Source organism: Bradyrhizobium sp. Unk1, from assembly GCF_059512345.1.
The window spans coordinates 26,199-43,026 of the sequence record NZ_JCAMOP010000003.1 but is presented as its reverse complement, the minus strand read 5'-3'; the positions used below and the strand labels follow the sequence as shown (position 1 = coordinate 43,026).

Annotated in this window: 17 protein-coding genes and 1 tRNA gene; 10 read left to right on the top strand and 8 right to left on the bottom strand. The window is 64.5% G+C overall.

What is annotated here, in order from left to right:
* Window positions 1-152: 152 nt before the first annotated feature.
* Both AC5ZFO_RS04375 and AC5ZFO_RS04370 read left to right on the top strand, forming a co-directional pair.
* Window positions 153-947: a glutamine amidotransferase gene (locus tag AC5ZFO_RS04375; RefSeq protein ID WP_282521809.1), complete on the top strand. Its 795-nt coding sequence runs from the start codon at window positions 153-155 to the stop codon at window positions 945-947.
* Window positions 948-1,098: 151 nt separating this feature from the next.
* Window positions 1,099-1,911, top strand: a complete 813-nt coding sequence (locus AC5ZFO_RS04370; protein WP_282521810.1) for an enoyl-CoA hydratase — start codon at window positions 1,099-1,101, stop codon at window positions 1,909-1,911.
* 121 nt (window positions 1,912-2,032) lie between these two features.
* On the opposite strand, the gene AC5ZFO_RS04365 is transcribed toward AC5ZFO_RS04370, so the two are convergent.
* Window positions 2,033-2,108: transfer RNA gene (locus tag AC5ZFO_RS04365), tRNA-Ala, on the bottom strand.
* Window positions 2,109-2,297: 189 nt separating this feature from the next.
* On the opposite strand from AC5ZFO_RS04365, the gene AC5ZFO_RS04360 reads away from it, so the two are divergent.
* Genes AC5ZFO_RS04360 through folD form a run of 3 tightly spaced genes read left to right on the top strand, consistent with a single transcriptional unit; the run spans window position 2,298 to window position 3,858 of the window.
* Window positions 2,298-2,588, top strand: coding sequence for a YggT family protein (locus AC5ZFO_RS04360; RefSeq protein WP_007598721.1), 291 nt, complete (start codon window positions 2,298-2,300; stop codon window positions 2,586-2,588).
* Between the two features lie 15 nt (window positions 2,589-2,603).
* Complete coding sequence (locus tag AC5ZFO_RS04355; RefSeq protein ID WP_282521811.1) at window positions 2,604-2,972, top strand: DUF167 domain-containing protein; 369 nt, start codon at window positions 2,604-2,606, stop codon at window positions 2,970-2,972.
* A 1-nt stretch (window position 2,973) separates the two neighbouring features.
* Window positions 2,974-3,858, top strand: coding sequence for a bifunctional methylenetetrahydrofolate dehydrogenase/methenyltetrahydrofolate cyclohydrolase FolD (folD, locus tag AC5ZFO_RS04350; protein ID WP_282521812.1), 885 nt, complete (start codon window positions 2,974-2,976; stop codon window positions 3,856-3,858).
* Window positions 3,859-3,901: 43 nt separating this feature from the next.
* Here folD and ppa read toward each other — a convergent pair whose 3' ends face one another.
* Both ppa and AC5ZFO_RS04340 read right to left on the bottom strand, forming a co-directional pair.
* On the bottom strand, window positions 3,902-4,438 hold the full coding sequence (ppa, locus tag AC5ZFO_RS04345; RefSeq protein ID WP_014490715.1) for an inorganic diphosphatase: 537 nt from the start codon (window positions 4,436-4,438) through the stop codon (window positions 3,902-3,904).
* A gap of 178 nt (window positions 4,439-4,616) precedes the next feature.
* Window positions 4,617-5,126: a GNAT family N-acetyltransferase gene (locus tag AC5ZFO_RS04340; protein ID WP_014490714.1), complete on the bottom strand. Its 510-nt coding sequence runs from the start codon at window positions 5,124-5,126 to the stop codon at window positions 4,617-4,619.
* A 261-nt stretch (window positions 5,127-5,387) separates the two neighbouring features.
* On the opposite strand from AC5ZFO_RS04340, the gene AC5ZFO_RS04335 reads away from it, so the two are divergent.
* Genes AC5ZFO_RS04335 through AC5ZFO_RS04320 form a run of 4 tightly spaced genes read left to right on the top strand, consistent with a single transcriptional unit; the run spans window position 5,388 to window position 8,547 of the window.
* Complete coding sequence (locus AC5ZFO_RS04335) at window positions 5,388-6,287, top strand: dienelactone hydrolase family protein (protein WP_282521813.1); 900 nt, start codon at window positions 5,388-5,390, stop codon at window positions 6,285-6,287.
* Entirely contained in the window at window positions 6,284-6,751 is a 468-nt protein-coding gene (locus tag AC5ZFO_RS04330) for a DUF2269 family protein (RefSeq protein WP_282521814.1), read from the top strand. The genes AC5ZFO_RS04335 and AC5ZFO_RS04330 overlap by 4 nt, the downstream gene beginning before the upstream one ends.
* Window positions 6,752-6,759: 8 nt before the next feature.
* Entirely contained in the window at window positions 6,760-8,079 is a 1,320-nt protein-coding gene (locus tag AC5ZFO_RS04325; RefSeq protein WP_282521815.1) for an SDR family oxidoreductase, read from the top strand.
* Window positions 8,080-8,139: 60 nt separating this feature from the next.
* Window positions 8,140-8,547, top strand: a complete 408-nt coding sequence (locus AC5ZFO_RS04320) for a thiol-disulfide oxidoreductase DCC family protein (RefSeq protein WP_282521816.1) — start codon at window positions 8,140-8,142, stop codon at window positions 8,545-8,547.
* Between the two features lie 140 nt (window positions 8,548-8,687).
* Here AC5ZFO_RS04320 and AC5ZFO_RS04315 read toward each other — a convergent pair whose 3' ends face one another.
* The 3 genes from AC5ZFO_RS04315 to AC5ZFO_RS04305 form a co-directional block, all read right to left on the bottom strand.
* Window positions 8,688-9,932 carry a flavin monoamine oxidase family protein gene (locus tag AC5ZFO_RS04315; RefSeq protein WP_282521817.1) on the bottom strand — a complete coding sequence of 415 codons (1,245 nt, stop codon included), beginning with the start codon at window positions 9,930-9,932 and terminating at the stop codon, window positions 8,688-8,690.
* 173 nt (window positions 9,933-10,105) lie between these two features.
* A complete protein-coding gene (gene typA / locus AC5ZFO_RS04310) occupies window positions 10,106-11,932 on the bottom strand; it encodes a translational GTPase TypA (protein ID WP_282521818.1) in 1,827 nt (608 codons plus the stop codon).
* Between the two features lie 291 nt (window positions 11,933-12,223).
* The gene (locus AC5ZFO_RS04305) at window positions 12,224-13,000 is read right to left on the bottom strand and encodes a Crp/Fnr family transcriptional regulator (RefSeq protein WP_282521819.1); all 777 of its coding nucleotides are present in this window, start codon (window positions 12,998-13,000) and stop codon (window positions 12,224-12,226) included.
* Window positions 13,001-13,187: 187 nt separating this feature from the next.
* On the opposite strand from AC5ZFO_RS04305, the gene AC5ZFO_RS04300 reads away from it, so the two are divergent.
* Window positions 13,188-13,571 carry a response regulator gene (locus AC5ZFO_RS04300; protein WP_282521842.1) on the top strand — a complete coding sequence of 128 codons (384 nt, stop codon included), beginning with the start codon at window positions 13,188-13,190 and terminating at the stop codon, window positions 13,569-13,571.
* A gap of 24 nt (window positions 13,572-13,595) precedes the next feature.
* On the opposite strand, the gene AC5ZFO_RS04295 is transcribed toward AC5ZFO_RS04300, so the two are convergent.
* Together AC5ZFO_RS04295 and AC5ZFO_RS04290 are read right to left on the bottom strand one after the other, a co-directional pair.
* Window positions 13,596-15,137, bottom strand: coding sequence for an alkaline phosphatase D family protein (locus AC5ZFO_RS04295; RefSeq protein ID WP_282521820.1), 1,542 nt, complete (start codon window positions 15,135-15,137; stop codon window positions 13,596-13,598).
* 165 nt (window positions 15,138-15,302) lie between these two features.
* The gene (locus AC5ZFO_RS04290; RefSeq protein WP_282521821.1) at window positions 15,303-16,748 is read right to left on the bottom strand and encodes a TAXI family TRAP transporter solute-binding subunit; all 1,446 of its coding nucleotides are present in this window, start codon (window positions 16,746-16,748) and stop codon (window positions 15,303-15,305) included.
* Window positions 16,749-16,828: the final 80 nt, after the last annotated feature.

The window sequence follows — 16,828 nt, the reverse complement described above, 5'->3', positions numbered from 1 at the left end:
CCACTTCGCTCGAAAACGCTTTGAAGAAAGCTCAAAGCTCCGTAATGGCCCGGAGCTTGCTTCAATATCGGGACGCGTGTGCGCGAACTCACACGATGTTAACTACCGCTTAGCTATGCTGGCGGTCTGAACCGATAGCACTCGCAGAGGCCATGTCGTTCCGGACGGACAGGTTTGGTGGCGCAGAATTGGTGCCCTTCCCCAGAAGGACGCCGAGCGCCGCCGCCTCCGAAGCCCGGTTGCCGGTTCTGATCATCCTGCATCAGGAATCCTCGACACCGGGCCGCGTCGGCAATGCGCTGCGCGCGCTCGGCCATCGCCTCGACATTCGCCGACCGCGCTTCGGCGATCCCCTGCCCGACACGCTCGATCAGCATGCCGGCGCGGTTTTCTTCGGCGGTCCGATGAGCGCCAACGACCCCGACGACTACATCCGCCGCGAGATCGACTGGATCGAAATTCCGCTCCGCGAACAGCGACCGTTCCTTGGCATCTGCCTCGGCGCGCAGATGCTGGCGATGCAGTTGGGGGCCCGCGTCGCACCGCATGCGCAGGCACTGGCCCAGATCGGCTACTATCCGATCCGTCCGACCGCCGCGGGCCACGCGCTCTGCCCGAATTGGCCGGCGCAGGTCTATCACTGGCATCGCGAGGGATTTGAGCTGCCCGTCGGCACCGAGCTGCTTGCGGAAGGCGACGATTTTCCGATCCAGGCGTTCCGCTCCGAGAACGCTTTCGGGGTGCAATTTCATCCTGACGTGACCTGCGCGATGATGCATTGCTGGACCACGCGCGGCTATGACGGCCTCGGCGCGCCCGGCGCGCGCGAGCGGCATCATCATTTCGCGGACCGTGCCGTCTACGACGTTGCGGAACGGGCTTGGCTCGATCATTTCATCGACGGCTGGCTGGCGCGCCGGCCGGCGCTGGCGCAAGCCGCCGAGTGATCGCGCCATCGCGCAGGTGCTTCGCCTAAGTCCTTGGCCTAAGTTCTTGGCCTAAGTCCTCGGCGCAAGCCCTTGCCTGATCCCTGGATATGCTAGGCTCGTTCCTAACGAGCGCGCGCGAACGCGTGCCGGCAGACACAGGGAGAGCGCCGTGGCCTACGAACACATTCTCTATGAGGTGAGCGACAAGGTCGCGACCATCACGCTCAATCGCCCTGATCGCATGAATGCGTGGACGCCGACGATGGAGCGCGACGTGCGTCACGCGATGGAAGCATCGAGCGCCGATGACGATGTCCGCGTCATCGTGCTCACCGGCGCGGGCCGCGCCTTCTGCGCCGGCGCCGACATGGATGCGCTGAAGGGGCTCGACCCCAACGACGTCAGGCGTGCCTCGAACCTGCCGCCCTTCGACATGAACCGCCGGCCGGACTGGCAGACGCGCTACGGCTTCTATCCGTCGATCGGAAAGCCCGTCATCGCCATGCTCAACGGCGCCACCGCCGGCATCGGCCTCGTCCACGCGCTTTATTGCGACCTGCGCTTTGCTGCCGATAATACCGTCTTCACCACGGCCTTCGCGCGGCGTGGCCTGATCGCGGAGCACGGCATCAGCTGGATGCTGCCGCGCATCGTCGGCCACGCCAATGCGATGGATTTGCTGCTCTCGGCGCGGCGCGTGTCGAGCGAAGAGGCGTTGCGGATCGGCTTGGTCAACCGGCTCTGCGCGCCTGAAAAACTCCGCGAGGAAACCTACGCCTATGCACGCGACCTCGCCGATTTCGTCTCGCCGAGCGCGATGGCCGTGATCAAGCGGCAACTCTACGAGGTGCCGTTCCAGACGCTGGCGGAGGCGACGATCGAGGCCAACCGCGAGATGATGGTCGCGCTGAACGGCAGCGATTTCCGGGAGGGGGTGGCGAGCTTCATGGAGAAGCGGCCGCCGAGGTTTAAGGGGAAGTAGGGGGATTTTGCGGAGGTAGCCCGGCTTCGCCCTGCGGGCTTCGCCGCGGCAGCCTTCGCTCGTTTCGCTACGAGAGGCTGTCCGGGCCTGCCGAGCCGTAGCTCGCGAAGCGAGCGAAGGCTGGTGGAGCCAGGCGGGATCGAACCGCCGACCTCGTCATTGCGAACGACGCGCTCTCCCAGCTGAGCTATGGCCCCGTTTGGCGGCCACTCTGGTGAATGCGGCCGACAACCGGGCGCCATTTAAGTCCCCGGCAAGGTCAAGTCAAGGACAGGTGTGACCCGGTTTTAACCATCCCGGCACCGACTTCCCTTGTTTGGGCCGGGGGGAACCGATATCTAGCAAAAAGCGTCAATCCCGACCGAAAGCCAGAGTCTTCAAAAGCCATGCGTGCCGTTCTGGACATCGTCATCATCGTGCTCGACCTCTACGTCTGGCTGCTGATCGCCTCCGCGATCCTGTCCTGGCTGATCGCTTTCAACGTCGTGAACACCCGCAACCAGTTCGTTTCGGCGGTGGCGGAGTTCCTGTACCGGATCACCGAGCCGGTGCTGGCGCCGATTCGCAATTTCCTGCCCAGCCTCGGCGGCCTCGATATCTCGCCGATCATCCTGATCCTGCTCATCATGTTCATCGAGCGGGTGATCCTGTATTACATCTACCCGAACGTGATCTAAGCAGGCGGGAGCGCCTTGGTTGCGAAACAGGCCTTCAAGGAACCCTGGCGCTATTCGGCCGCAGGAATCAGCATCGCGCTGCGGGTGACGCCGCGCGGCGGCCGCGACGACATCGACGGGATCGAGCAATTGGCCGATGGCCGCAGCGTGCTCAAGGTGCGGGTGCGCGCGATCGCCGATGGCGGCGAGGCCAACAAGGCCGTTCTGGTGCTATTGGCGAAATCGCTCGGCGTTCCCAAGGCCAGTGTAAAGCTGCTATCCGGTGCCACCTCGCGGCTGAAGCAGATCGCGGTCGACGGCGATCCGGCGCGGCTCGGCGAAGCCCTGCGCAAGCTCGCCCAAGCCAGATCGGCAGACGCCAAACCGACAGACCTAGGGAACTGACATGACGGCCAAGATCATCGATGGAAAAGTCATCGCCGCGGAACTCCGCGCGCGCGTCGCTGACGAGGTTGCCCGCGTCAAGCGCGAGCACAATCTGGTGCCGGGCCTCGCGGTGGTTCTGGTCGGCAACGACCCCGCCAGCGAGGTTTATGTGCGCTCGAAGCACACTCAGACCCAGGCGGCCGGCATGGCCTCGTTCGAGCACAAGCTGCCGGCCGACGTGTCGCAGGCCGATCTGCTGGCCGTCGTGGCCAAGCTCAACCGCGATCCGGCCGTGCACGGCATTCTGGTGCAGCTGCCGCTGCCGAAGGGCCTGAACACCGAGGCCGTCATCAACGCCATCGATCCCGCCAAGGATGTCGACGGCCTGCATCCGAACAATGCCGGCCGGCTCGCCGGCGGTTTCGAGGCGCTGTCGCCTTGCACGCCGCTCGGCTCGATCATCCTGACCAAGAGCGTCCACGCCTCGCTCGAAGGCATGAATGCCATCGTGATCGGCCGCTCCAATCTGGTCGGTCGTCCGCTGGTGCAATTGCTGCTCAACGAGAACGCCACGGTGACCATCGCGCATTCGCGCTCGCGCGATCTGCCCGGGCTCGTGAAGCGCGCCGACCTGGTCTATGCCGCGGTCGGCAGACCCGAGATGGTGCGTGGTGACTGGCTCAAGCCGGGCGCGACCGTGATCGACATCGGCATCAACCGCATCCCCAAGGACGACGGCAAGACGCGCCTCGTCGGCGATGTCGCCTATCAGGAAGCACTCGCCGTTGCCGGCGCGATCACGCCGGTCCCGGGCGGCGTCGGCCAGATGACGGTCGCCTGCCTGCTGGTGAATACGCTGCGCGCGGCGTGCGCGATCGCAGGGCTGCCGAAGCCGGCGGTGTAGGTTCTCTTCACCTCGCCCCGCTTGCGGGGAGAGGGAGAAGAGCTCACGCCTTCTTTTTCTTCTCGCGCTCGATGCCTTCGAGGATCAGCTTCTGCGCGTCTTCCGGGCCACCCCAGCGCAAAATCTTCACCCATTTGCCCTTCTCGAGATCCTTGTAGTGCTCGAAGAAGTGCTGGATCTGCTGCAGCGTGATGTCGGGCAGGTCGGAGTACGACTTCACCTTGTCGTAGCGCTGCGTCAGCTTCGACGACGGCACAGCGAGAATCTTCTCGTCGCCGCCGGCTTCGTCTTCCATGAACAGCACGCCGACCGGACGCACACTCATGACGGCGCCGGGGATGATGGCGCGGGTGTTGATGATCAGCACGTCGCAGGGATCGCCGTCATCGGACAGCGTGTGCGGGATGAAGCCGTAGTTACCGGGGTAACGCATCGGCGTGTAGAGGAAGCGATCGACAACGAGCGTGCCGGCTTCCTTGTCCATCTCGTATTTGATCGGTTCGCCGCCCACGGGGACTTCGATGATGACGTTGACGTCGTGGGGTACGTTTTTTCCGATCGAGACCGCATCGATACGCATTCAAGGCTCCGTTGTTGCCGAGGTTAAATCGCGCCCGGCAGCGATTTTGGCGCTGTCATACGCGGGCTTGGCCCGCCAATCCATCGTGTTTTTGTGAAATAATGAATCCAGCGACTACCGGCTCAAAAGGCAACGGTATCGACGGATGGGAAACGCTGCCGGCTAGACTTTCAGCAGCTCAATTGGTCCAAGCGAAGGCAACCTTGTCGAGCGACTTCGGCCCGAAACGCTCGGAGGAGCGCGCCACCATGCGGCCGCCCAAGGCGCGGTAGAACTCGGTCGCCGGATCGTTGTCCGAGAGCGCCCACACCACCATGCTCTTCAGGCCGCTCTGCATCAGGTCGCGGCGGGCTGCGGTGAACAGACGGCGGCCGAAGCCGAGACCCTGGAATTCCGGACGCAGATAGAGCTCGTAGATCTCGCCGTCGAAGTGCAGGCTGCGGGCGCGGTTGCGGCCATAATTGGCATAGCCGGCGATCTTGTCGCCGAACACGAGCACGCTGACGCGGCTGCCTTTGCGAATCGCACTGTCCCACCACTGCGGTCCGCGGCGGTTGATCAGCTTTTCCAGTTCGCCACCGGGAATGATGCCCTGATAGGCGGAGCGCCAGGCTTCGTCATGGGTGGACGCCACCGCAGTTGCATCTGCAGCTTTGGCCGGCCGGACCTCGATCAGGGTTGTGCTCATGGACGCAATCAAACCAAGTCGTCGCGCCGGCGGCAAGACCTATCGTTAATTATCGGTTAACGTGTGGATTTTGTGCATCAGTATTTTAACCATGTTGTACCGAAAAAAGACAGGACGCCATTTCGAACGGCAGCGGCCTGCCATTGCCGGTGCAAAACTGCCCTGCGGCAATCAATGAACCGCGATGGCAACGCAAAAAGTCCGCCGACAATGATTCGTTCCTGCAGATCGGTCGCCGTCCGTGTTCGCCTGCGGCAATTCATGCGGCTCTTCAACATCTTCGCCCTTCTGCCCGTGCTGGCGTTGCTGCTGGCGCCGCCTCTGTGCGCACAGGTCACGTTTGGGTCATCGGGTGAGGAGGGCGAGCCGTTTCGCCGGCAGCAATGGCGCGTGCCATCGCCGGATACCGACATTGCCGCGCATGCGCTGCTGTTTCGCCCCGTCGGCGCCGGTCCGTTCCGGCTTGCGGTGATCGCACATGCCTCGACGCAGAATGTGCTGCGTCGGGCGCAAATGCCGCAGCCTGAATACCGCGCGCTGGTCGCGTTTCTCGTCGCACGCGGCTTCGCCGTGCTGGTGCCGGAGCGGCTCGGCCATGGTGCGACCGGCGGCCGCTATGTCGAGGACCAGGGCGGCTGCGACGAGGCGGATTACGCGCGTTCGGGTCGCGCGACGGCCGCCGAAATTTCGCTCGCGCTGGATTTTTTGCGAAAGCAGGATTTCGTTCGTCAAGACAGGGTCGTCGTGCTCGGCCATTCCGCCGGCGGTTGGGGGGCGTTGGCGCTCGCGAGTGCCGATCCGAACGCGATCTCCGCGATCGCAGTGTTTGCGCCGGGGCGCGGTGGCCACGCCAATGACGAACCGAACCGGATCTGCGCGCCGCAGACGCTTCTCGCCGCGGCGGCCGAGTTCGGCAAGGCGGCGCGCATTCCCGTGACATGGCTCGTAGCGACCAATGACAGCTATTTCGCGCCGGCGTTCTCGCGGCAATTGGCCGATGCGTTTCATGGCGCAGGCGGCAAGGTGGACTTCCGCACATTGCCGGCCGTCGGCAGCGAGGGGCATTGGATGATCGAGGGCGAAGCCGGCGTCAAAGCCGCCAGCCGCGAGCTCGGGCTTGCGCTGAACCAGTCCAAACCTGCGGCGGCCAAGAAGCCATGACGCTGTATCTCCTGGTCAAATACCTCCATGTGCTCGGCGCCATTGTCATTCTCGGCACCGGCACCGGCATCGCCTTCTTCATGCTGATGGCGCATCGCACGAATGACGCCGAATTCATTGCGCGCACCGCTTCGGTGGTGGTGATCGCGGATGCGGTCTTCACGCTGTCGGCCGTGATCCTCCAGCCGGTGACGGGCGGCCTGCTGATGATGCTTTCGGCCATGCCGATCACGGAACGCTGGCTGCTGGCCTCGCTTGGGCTCTACGTCTTTGCGGGCCTGTTCTGGGTCCCCGTCGTCTTCATGCAAATCGAGATGCGAGATCTCGCGCGCAAGGCAGCCGAGCAGCGCGGCGCTCTGCCGGAACGCTACTTCGTGCTCTACCGCCGCTGGTTCGCGTTCGGCTTCCCCGGCTTCGGCGCAACGATGTTGATCCTGTGGTTGATGATCGCGAAGCCGTTTTGAGAGATGCGATGACCCAGCGAACCGTTTTGGTGCTCGGCGCCTCCGGCCTGATCGGGCGCTTCGTCACCGACGATCTGCGCGCGCGGGGATTTCGTGCGGTCGGCGTCGCGCGCAGCCTGTCGCCCGCGCAGAAGATGAGCGCGCTTGACATCGAGCAGCCGATCCTGCCACTCGATGCAGCCGCGCTGACGCGCCTCTTCAGCGAGCACGCCGTCGACGTCGTCGTGAACTGTCTCGGCGTGCTGCAGGATGGTCCCGGCAGCGACACCGGCGCGGTGCATCGCGATTTCGTCGCGCGTCTGCTTCAGGCGATCGCCGATAGCGGCCGCGCGATCCGGCTGGTGCACATCTCGATCCCCGGGACCGCGGAGGCGGATCGCACCGCCTTCGCGACGACCAAGCGCGAGGCCGAGTGCCTGATTGCGGCCTCCGGCATTCCCCACGCGATTCTGCGGCCCGGCTTCGTCGTCGCACCATCAGCCTATGGCGGCAGCGCCATGCTGCGTGCGCTCGCCGCCGTACCGCTCGACCTGCCGCAGAAGGCGATGTCGACGCCATTCCAGTCCGTCGCCGTCGAGGACATTTCGGCGACCATCGCCTGGCTCGCCGCGCGCGATATCGACGACGCCTCAGTCAAAGCCGTGACGTGGGACCTGATGCAGGCCGAGCCAGTCACCATGGCGGGCGTCATCAAACAGTTCCGCCACGCCTTCGGCACGGCCGGCTGGCCGCGCCTCGCGATGCCGTCCTTCATGCTCGATCTCGGCGCGAAGATTGGCGATCTCGCCAATTATCTCGGCTGGATGCCGCCGATGCGCTCCACCGCCATCGCCGAGCTGCGCCGCGGCGTGACCGGCGATCCCTCGCCGTGGATTGCCGCCACGGGCGTCGCGCCGAAGACGTTGGCTGATACGATCGGGCGCCATCCCGCCACCATCCAGGACAAATGGTTCGCGCGGCTGTTCCTGATCAAGGCGCTGATTTTCGCCAGCCTGGTCGCGTTCTGGTTCGTCTCCGGCTTCATCGCGCTGTTCGTCTCCTACCGCGCCGCCGCCGGAATTTTGAGTGTGCACAACTTCCCGCCCGCGCTGGTCGATCCCATCACCATCGGCACCAGCTTGATGGACATGAGCATCGGCATGCTGATCGCCTTCCGCCGTACTGCGGCGATCGGCCTGGTCGCAGGCATCGTCGCCTCACTCGGCTACATGGTGGGCGCGGCGATCCTCACGCCCGACCTCTGGATCGAGCCGCTCGGTGCGCTGGTGAAGACAGGCCCCGCGATCGTGCTGATGCTGGTCGCGCTGCTGATGCTGGATAATCGATAGCGTTTTCGAGCGAAGTGGATCCCGGTTCGCGTGAAGAAAACGCGTAAGATAGAGAGACTGATGAGCAAATGGCCCGACGATGACGTAATCCTGTTCGACGGCGTCTGCATCTTCTGCTCGCGCTGGGTCCGCTTCGTCGCCAAGCGGGACACGGCGAAGCGGTTTCGCTTCACGCCGATCCAGTCGGATTATGGGGCGCGGCTTGCGCGTACGTTCGGCATCGATCCTGATGATCCCGATACCAACGCCGTGGTCCATGACGGCGAGGCCTTTATGAAATCCGACGCCGCGCTGACCGTGCTGTCGCATCTGCCGGGATGGAGTTGGGTGCGCGCGTTGTTTGCCGTGCCAAAACTGCTGCGAGACCCCGTGTACAGCGTCATCGCCCGCAACCGCTACCGCATCTTCGGGAAGTATGACGCCTGCTTTGTGCCCGATGCCGATCTGCGGGCGCGGGTGATTGAGTAGCTTCCCTCGTCATTGCGAGGAGCCACCCGGTCCCGCCTCCGGCGGGCCGGATGACAGGCTCCGCGACGAAGCAATCCAAACTGTCTCCAAGGAAAGATTCTGGATTGCTTCGCTGCGCTCGCAATGACCGAGTTTGCGGTTTACGGCTTGCTCAGAGTCGTCAGCACTTCCTTCGCCGCGCGCTCCCCGCTGTCCCTGGCCCCGTGCGCCGTCGTGAAAAAGCTTGGCGACGTCGCTTCGCCCGCGAAGAACAGCCGTCCATCCACCGGCGCAGCCAGCACGGCCCGGTCACCAGCGTGCCCCGGCAGCGCGTGCGAATAGGAGCCTCTTGCGAAGGGGTCGTGGGCCCAGCGCGACTCGTACAGCGGCTTGAGCTTGCGCCTGATGTCGTTGCCGAGAAAGCCTGCGATCTCGTCGATGCTGTGCGCGGCAATGGCGCCGTCGCCGGCGTCTTCCAGCTCGCGGGCGAAGCTGCCGCCGAAAAAGCCCTCGATGCAGGGCTGGCCGAACGGGCGGATGTGGTAGGTGCCCATCTCGGTGCGCATCGTGGCGCCGCGCAGATTGCCCTCTTTCGGAAAGGCTTCTGCATCCTCGAGCGCCAGCGTCACCTTGTCGTCGGCGCCGAGCGGCAGGCCGGCCGCCGCATCGACCTTGGCCGGGAGCGGCGGTGAGAAGCGGATCGCCTCATCGGCGATGAGATTGGTCGGAACGGTGACGATCGCCTTGTCGGCGGTCAGCGTACCCTGCGACGTCTCGATGCGGAGGCGCTGGCCGGAATGATCGATCAGCGTGACATTGCAGCCCAGGGCCACCGGGCAGGGCGCGCCATAGGCCGCGACCAGCGCGCCATAGCCACGGCGGATGCGCCAGTTGAGGTCGCTGTCCTCATAGGCGTCCCAGTCCAGTGTCGACATGTCCTTCAGTTCGCAGCCATTGATGTAGGTCGAGACCGCATCGATCATGGGATTCCAGCGATTGCCCGGATCGAGGCTCAGGCTCGCGGGTTCGTCCTTGCCCTTTTGCGCGGCCTGCCACAGGCGCTCGTAGAACGCGTCCATCGCACGCATGAAATCGTCGCGCTCGGCCTGCGGAAACGCGTTGCCGAAGGCGCGCTCGCGCCAGGGCGGCAGGTCCTTGTTGACCTCGAAGCCGAGCTGCTTTGCGATTCCGACGAAGGAATTCTTGTCGGCGGAGTGCAGCCAGCCGCAGCCGACGTCGAAGGTGACCTCAGGCGAGGCCTGCACGGTCCAGGCGCGGCCGCCGAGCCGGCCGCGCGCCTCCAGTACGATCACGGAAAGGCCGGAGCCAGCCAGCGCATGCGCCGCACCGAGGCCGGCTGCACCGGCGCCGATGATCGCGACATTGATGGAGGAGGGCAGGGACATGGGCGGGCTCTAGCACGTTCGCTGGGTGTGCTGAAGTCGCCACGCGCACAGCTGTCATCACCCGCGGAAGCGGGTGATCCAGTATTCCAGAGACATTTGTGGTTGAATCGATAAGCTGCGGCGTACTGGATGCCCCGGTCAAGCCGGGGCATGACAGCGTTGAGAGCGGTAGCTTACGCCACCGCTTCCTTGGACTTTTCCGCGCGCTTGCGCTCGTTCGGGTCGAGGTGCTTCTTGCGCAGGCGGATCGACTTCGGGGTGACCTCGACGAGCTCGTCGTCCTCGATATAGGCGAGCGCCTTTTCCAGCGTCATGCGGATCGGCGGGGTCAGGCGCACCGCTTCGTCCTTGGACGTGGTGCGGATGTTGGTGAGCTGCTTGCCCTTGAGCACGTTGATCTCGAGATCGTTGTCGCGGGTGTGCTCGCCGACGATCATGCCCTTGTAGACCTTCCAGCCCGGCTCGATCATCATCGGACCGCGGTCTTCCAGCTTGAACATCGCGTAGGCCACCGCGTCGCCCTGGTCGTTGGAGATCAAGACGCCGTTGCGGCGGCCCTGGATCTCGCCCTTGTACGGGGCATAGCCGTGGAACAGGCGGTTCATGATCGCGGTGCCGCGGGTGTCGGTGAGCAGCTCGCCCTGGTAGCCGATCAGGCCACGGGTCGGCGCGTAGAACACCAGGCGCTGGCGGTTGCCGCCCGAGGGCTTCATCTCGATCAGCTCGGACTTGCGCTCGCTCATCTTCTGCACGACGACGCCGGAATGCTCCTCGTCGACGTCGATCACGACTTCCTCGATCGGCTCCATGGTGGCGCCGGTCGCTTCATCCTTCTGGAACACGACGCGCGGGCGCGACACCGAGAGCTCAAAGCCCTCGCGGCGCATGGTCTCGATCAGGATCGCGAGCTGCAATTCGCCGCGGCCGGACACTTCCATCGCATCCTTGTCGGCGGCCTCGACGACGCGCAACGCGACGTTGCCTTCGGCCTCGCGCAGCAGACGGTCGCGGATCATGCGGCTCGTCACCTTGTCGCCTTCAGTGCCGGCGAGCGGGGAGTTGTTGACGATGAACGACATCGACACGGTCGGCGGATCGATCGGCTGCGCCGGCAGCGGCACCTCGACGGTCGGATCGCAGAAGGTGTCGGCGACGGTGCCCTTGGTCAGGCCGGCAATGGCGACGATGTCGCCGGCTTCGGCTTCATCGAGCGGCGTGCGCTCGAGACCACGGAATGCCAGGATCTTGGTGATGCGCCCGGACTCGACCAGCTTGCCATCGGCATGCAGCACCTTGACCTGCTGGTTCGGCTTGAGCACGCCCGACGAGATGCGGCCGGTGATGATACGGCCGAGATAGGGATTGGCCTCCAGGATGGTACCGATCATCCTGAACGGCCCTTCCTCGACCGTCGGCGGCGCAACGTGGCGCAGGATCAGGTCGAACAGCGGCTCCATGCCCTTGTCCTGCGGACCTTCGGGGCTTTCGGCCATCCAGCCCTGCTTGGCCGACCCGTACAGGATCGGGAAATCGAGCTGCTCCTCGCTGGCGTCGAGCGCCGCGAACAGGTCGAACACCTCGTTGATGACTTCGGTCGGACGCGCGTCGGGGCGGTCGACCTTGTTGATGACGACGATCGGCTTGAGACCGACCTTGAGCGCCTTGGAGACCACGAATTTGGTCTGCGGCAGCGGGCCTTCGGCGGCGTCGACCAGCACCAGGGCGCCGTCCACCATGTTCAGGATGCGCTCGACCTCACCACCGAAATCGGCGTGGCCGGGAGTATCGACGATGTTGACGCGGGTGTCCTTCCACTGCACCGAGGCCGCCTTGGCCAGGATGGTGATGCCACGCTCACGCTCCAGATCGTTGGAGTCCATGGCGCGATCCGTCACCTTCTGGTTCTCGCGGAACGTACCGGATTGCTGGAGGAGTTTGTCGACCAGGGTCGTCTTGCCGTGGTCGACGTGGGCGATGATGGCGACGTTACGAAGGTTCATGAGTGAGCTTCTTTGCGGTCGGACAATGGGTTAAGCGCGATCTCGCCGGTCAGACCGGGACCTCTTCTCGAAATAACGCTGGAAGACTGGAAACGGGCGCTTTCCGCCCAAAAAGGGCCGCCCGGCCATCTCGACCAGGCACCCTACGCGTTGCGGCGCAATATATGCAAAAACCGCCAAAAAACAATGTGTTCTTTGGGCCTTGGTTGATTGAATTTTGCCCGGGAATCCCCGGGGCTTAGTGACAATCCGGTGTCAAACCGGCCCTTGTTCGGCCGGCGGCCGCCTTGATCAGCCCTGCGCGGAGCTCAGGTCCGCCTCCTCGGTCGGATAGACCCCGCGCAGCACCTCCTCGAAGTGCATCTTCACCGCGTCGTTGCACAGGCAGGCGCGCAGGCGCAAGCCGTCGAGATTGCGGACCAGGATCGCGCCGCGCCGGGTATCGAGCACGCCCTCGGCCTTGAACGACTGGAGCACGCGGCTCGCATAGCTGCGGCCGACCCCGAGCAGCGTCGCAAGCTGCTCATGCGTCAGCGGCACGCTGCTCTCGTCGCCGGTCCGCTCCATCGCCGCAATGATCCACTTTGCCGTACGCTGTTCGATGGAGTGGATGGCGTTGCAGGCGGTGGACTGGAAGATCTGCGCCAGCATGCAGTCGGCATAGCGGGCGAAGATGTTGCGCAGCGAGGCCGAGCGCATCTTGGCAGCTTCCAGCTTGGCGACGTGAATGCGCGCGAATGGTCCGCCGAATTTCACGCAGATGCGGGTATAGGCCGGCAAAAATCCCTCGCTGACGATGCCGCCCACTGCGCCTTCGCGGCCGACCAGGATGGTCTCGACGTCGCGGCCGTCCTCATTGGGAACGAGAAATGTCGCGAGCGACGGCCCGCAGGGAAAGTGCACGACCTGGACATCGTCGCCGGGACTGTAGAGCAGCTCGTTGGCCCCGGCGGTGTCCAGGGTGACGTGCGGTGCCAGCAGCGCGTAATCAGCCGGACTCAAGCGCCGCAGCAGATTGTTGGCCGGCCGGCTGCCGATCTCGGTTGTCTTGCTGATACGGGCGTCCATCGTAAATCCCCTGCTCTCCTTTCAACACTAGCGAGGTCCGATCATGGGCTATGTGCACAAGTGGACAGACGTGAAAACTGTTCTGTGGTGAGTTTCGTTCCTGGAACCCTCCGATGCGCTGGGCGCAGGCATCGGGATGAGACTGTCCTCGATCGGTAAGAACATGCAGCCCTCGATATCCACCATCATGATACCTGCTTCCCCGGACGGATCGACCGGCATGCCCGCCGATGTTCTGATCGTTGAGGACGATCCGATCATTGCGATCGATTTCGAGGATCGCCTGCTCGGATTTGGCGTGAAGAGCGTGCGAACCGCGGGGTCGGTGGCGCAGGCGCTGGCGGCGATCGCAGCGCGCGCGCCGGATTTCGCGTTGCTCGACGTCGAGCTCGGCCGCGAGAATAGCTTTGCCGTCGCCGACCGGCTGGCGGCAGCGCAGATTCCCTTCGTCTTCGTGACGGGCTACGGTGCCGAAGCTCGGATCGCTTCCGAATTCAAGGCACGGCCGCGGCTGCAAAAGCCCTGCTCGAGCGACGCGCTGGAGGCCGCGCTGCGCTCGCGCGGCGCCTGATCGCCCGTCGGCGTTCTCCGGGCTTCAGGCAAATTTCGGATCGAGCGTGGTCGACCACAGCGGGACGTCGGCGCGGTCGCGCAAGGTCACCATCATCTGGCCGGATGCGCCGTCGATCTTGACGTGACCGAAGAATTGCATGCCCGCGGACGGCGGCAGATTCTGGTTGTCCTTGCCCGGCGCTTTGACGAAGCGCACCTCCGGTCCAAAGGTGTTGTCGAGCGCATTTGGACCAAAGGTGCCCGCATGCAGCGGGCCCGACACGAATTCCCAGAACGGCTCGAACTCCTGGAATTGCGCCTTGTTCGGATCGTAATAATGCGCGGCGGCGTAGTGCACGTCCGCGGTCAGCCACACCGTGTTGTTGATCGGCGCCATCTTGATGAAGCGCAGAATGTCGGCGATCTCGAACTCGCGGCCGCGCACCGGGCCGTCGCCCTGCGCAATGGCTTCCGATCCGCCCTTCGGCGTGTCCGAGACGACGAGGCTGAGCGGCATGTCGGAGGCGATCACTTTCCATGTGGCGCGCGAGTTGAGGAGGCCGCGCTTGAGCCAGGCGATCTGGTCCGGGCCGAGGAAGTAGCTGGCGGGCCCGTAAGCGGCTTCGAGATTGGCGCCGTTCGGGCCGCGATAGCTGCGCTCGTCGAGCACGAACACGTCGAGATGCGGGCCATAGGAGATCTGGCGATAGACCCGGCCCGGCTCAACGATGCTCTCCCGCATCGGATACATCTCGTGGAAGGCGCGGCCGGCGCGGGCCGCCAGCAGCGAGATGTCGCGCACCTTGTAGGACGCCGGCAACTCCTTCGACAGCGACCAGTTGTTGGTCACCTCATGGTCGTCCCACTGCACGAAGATCGGCACTTCGGCATTGAAGGCGCGGACGTTGTCGTCGGTGAGATTGTATTTGTGCGCGGCGCGGTACTCGTCCAGCGTCTCCGCGACCTTGGCCTTTTCGGGGATGGTGACGTTCTTCCAGATCTTGCCGTCGGTGAGCTTCACTTCGGATTCGATCGGACCGTCGGCATAGATCGTGTCGCCGGAATGCAGGAAGAAATCCGGGCGATGCTTGCGCATCGCGGAGAAGGTGAACATGCCGCCATCATCGGGATTGATGCCCCAGCCTTGCCCTGCGACGTCGCCGCCCCAGACGAAGCTGACGTCGCGACGGTCGGCGGGCGCAGTGCGGAAGCGGCCGATGACAGCTTCGCCCTCGATCGCGCTGTGTGAGAGGTCGCGAAAGCGGACGCGATAGAAGATGTCCTGTCCGCCCGGCAGGTTCTCGATCAGCATCTTCGCGGTGAAGTCGCTCTCCGGCAGCGCCGCGATCGGCGGCAGCGCGCGGGCGTCCTTGAAGGACTCGGTCGTGGCCACCTCGACCAGCATCTGCGATGGCCGGTCAGTGCGCGCCCAGACCACGCCACCGTCGACCGTGACGTCGCCGGACTGCACGCCATGCGTAACCGCCGGCCGGTCGGCCGCGCGCGAAAGATGGGGCATCGCGATCGCGCCGAGCGCACCGGCGCCGGTGGTGAGGAAGCGGCGGCGGGAGAATTTGATGTTCATGGCGGCTTCGCCTTTTGTCTCGTGCGCATCTCGCGTCGTCATTCCGGGACGGTCCGAAGGACCGGACCCGGAATCTCGAGATTCCGGATTCGCGCTGCGCGCGCTCCGGAATGACAGCGAAAGCTATACTGAGACAGTATGACGCAGCAATAACGCGGCAAGCGTTTAGGCGTTGCCGGCGGCCCTGAATTGCGCGCCTGCGCGCTGCAGGCTTTGCGGCATGGCAAACAGCACGGCCTTGCGATCGGCGACGGCGGCGTGGAACTGATCGAGCACGATGTTGATGGCGGTGAGCCCGCCCTCTTCGATGGCGCCGTGATCGAAGCAGCGTAGCGTGTCGCGCAAGATTTCGTCAGCCTCGGTTTGCATCTGGTCGAGCTCTTCGGTCGTCTCGCTCTTGCGCGCCGCCGCGATCATGTCGAACAGGCGGTCGCGCAAATGGCTGTTGTTGTCGCGCTCGTCCTTCTTGAGGTAGCCCGCGAACCAGGCGCCGAGCGAGCCCATCGCCGAGAGCGCCATCAGGGTCCACCAGATGTAATCGCTGTATTTGTCGAGGAAGGTCTTTTCCTCGCCGTCGACAAAGGCGGCGGCGCCCGGATGCACGGGGATCACCGCATCCTTGTCGGTGTCGGGCGTCTCGATCTTCGCCGCCATCGGGAATTCCGCCACCAGTTGCTGGCGCACGGCGAAGAGCTGGCGCGTGAACGCCGCGATGGTGGTGTCGGACACACCTTTGCGCGCCACGATGTGGTGCGAGAAGCTGATGGTCTTGACCTCGTCATCGGGGCGATCGGGGGAGCCGCCATAGGTGCCGGCGGGAATCTCCGCTGCTTCGTAGACGGGATGGTTTTGCGCGATCGCGTCCGCGGAATCGATCGCGAGGAAGGTCGGCGTGCCGCTGTCCTTGGCGGAAGCCGCGATCGCATCCGACGTGATCTTGCTGTTGACGGGGCCGGCTGCGAGATAGGCATCGGCCTTCTGGGCCTTGATCGCCTCGGCGGCTTCATTGGCCGGGAACTGTATGACCTCGACCTTGGCGGGATCGACGCCGTATTGCTGGAGGATCACCTTGAGCAAATTGACGTTGGCCTGGGTTCGGCCGATCACCCCGACGCGATGGCCGGCGAGCTGCGCGATCTTGGTGATCTTCGCGCCCTTCTTCTTGCCTTTGCCGGGCACGGACCACAGCACCACGACGTTCTTGCGCAGGGTCGCGACGGCTTGCGCGTTCTTCGGCACGTCGACGTCGCCGCGCACGATGGCGAGATCGGCCTTGTTTTCCGCGAGCGCATCGGCGCTGGCGGTGGCGCCGTCGGTCTGGATCGGGCGTAGCCGCACATAGCTCTTGTGCTGCGCGAATGCCTGCGTCAGCGCCTGCACGACCTTGAGGTCGTCGCTATTGGCCGGACCGACCGCGATCTTCAGCGTCACCGGCCGCATCGCAAAATAGTAGCCGCCGACGAGCGCGCCGATGATCGCAAGCACCAGCGCCAGAGATACGAGCGCCGTCCTCCGCGCCGCTGATCGCGGCGAAGGCGGGGTGGGCGCTTCGGCCAGGTCCAATCCCCCGGTCATCGATCTCCCAAACAGGCGCTTGAGGCTCAGTTTCATTTTGGCCGGCGATTTACACCCGCAATCATAGCAAATTTCTTGTCCCGAGGGGTTACATCTCCGTCATGGTTAGCGGATGG

Excerpts from the sequence above, each read along its gene's own strand:
- AC5ZFO_RS04320 (WP_282521816.1), top strand. The coding sequence starts at position 8,140 with ATGAGCAAATGGCCCGACGATGACGTAATCCTGTTCGACGGCGTCTGC.
- folD (WP_282521812.1), top strand. The coding sequence starts at position 2,974 with ATGACGGCCAAGATCATCGATGGAAAAGTCATCGCCGCGGAACTCCGC.
- AC5ZFO_RS04300 (WP_282521842.1), top strand. The coding sequence starts at position 13,188 with ATGATACCTGCTTCCCCGGACGGATCGACCGGCATGCCCGCCGATGTT.
- typA (WP_282521818.1), bottom strand. The coding sequence starts at position 11,932 with ATGAACCTTCGTAACGTCGCCATCATCGCCCACGTCGACCACGGCAAG.
- AC5ZFO_RS04295 (WP_282521820.1), bottom strand. The coding sequence starts at position 15,137 with ATGAACATCAAATTCTCCCGCCGCCGCTTCCTCACCACCGGCGCCGGT.
- AC5ZFO_RS04290 (WP_282521821.1), bottom strand. The coding sequence starts at position 16,748 with ATGAAACTGAGCCTCAAGCGCCTGTTTGGGAGATCGATGACCGGGGGA.
- AC5ZFO_RS04325 (WP_282521815.1), top strand. The coding sequence starts at position 6,760 with ATGACCCAGCGAACCGTTTTGGTGCTCGGCGCCTCCGGCCTGATCGGG.
- AC5ZFO_RS04305 (WP_282521819.1), bottom strand. The coding sequence starts at position 13,000 with ATGGACGCCCGTATCAGCAAGACAACCGAGATCGGCAGCCGGCCGGCC.
- AC5ZFO_RS04335 (WP_282521813.1), top strand. The coding sequence starts at position 5,388 with ATGCGGCTCTTCAACATCTTCGCCCTTCTGCCCGTGCTGGCGTTGCTG.
- AC5ZFO_RS04330 (WP_282521814.1), top strand. The coding sequence starts at position 6,284 with ATGACGCTGTATCTCCTGGTCAAATACCTCCATGTGCTCGGCGCCATT.
- ppa (WP_014490715.1), bottom strand. The coding sequence starts at position 4,438 with ATGCGTATCGATGCGGTCTCGATCGGAAAAAACGTACCCCACGACGTC.
- AC5ZFO_RS04315 (WP_282521817.1), bottom strand. The coding sequence starts at position 9,932 with ATGTCCCTGCCCTCCTCCATCAATGTCGCGATCATCGGCGCCGGTGCA.
- AC5ZFO_RS04375 (WP_282521809.1), top strand. The coding sequence starts at position 153 with ATGTCGTTCCGGACGGACAGGTTTGGTGGCGCAGAATTGGTGCCCTTC.
- AC5ZFO_RS04360 (WP_007598721.1), top strand. The coding sequence starts at position 2,298 with ATGCGTGCCGTTCTGGACATCGTCATCATCGTGCTCGACCTCTACGTC.
- AC5ZFO_RS04340 (WP_014490714.1), bottom strand. The coding sequence starts at position 5,126 with ATGAGCACAACCCTGATCGAGGTCCGGCCGGCCAAAGCTGCAGATGCA.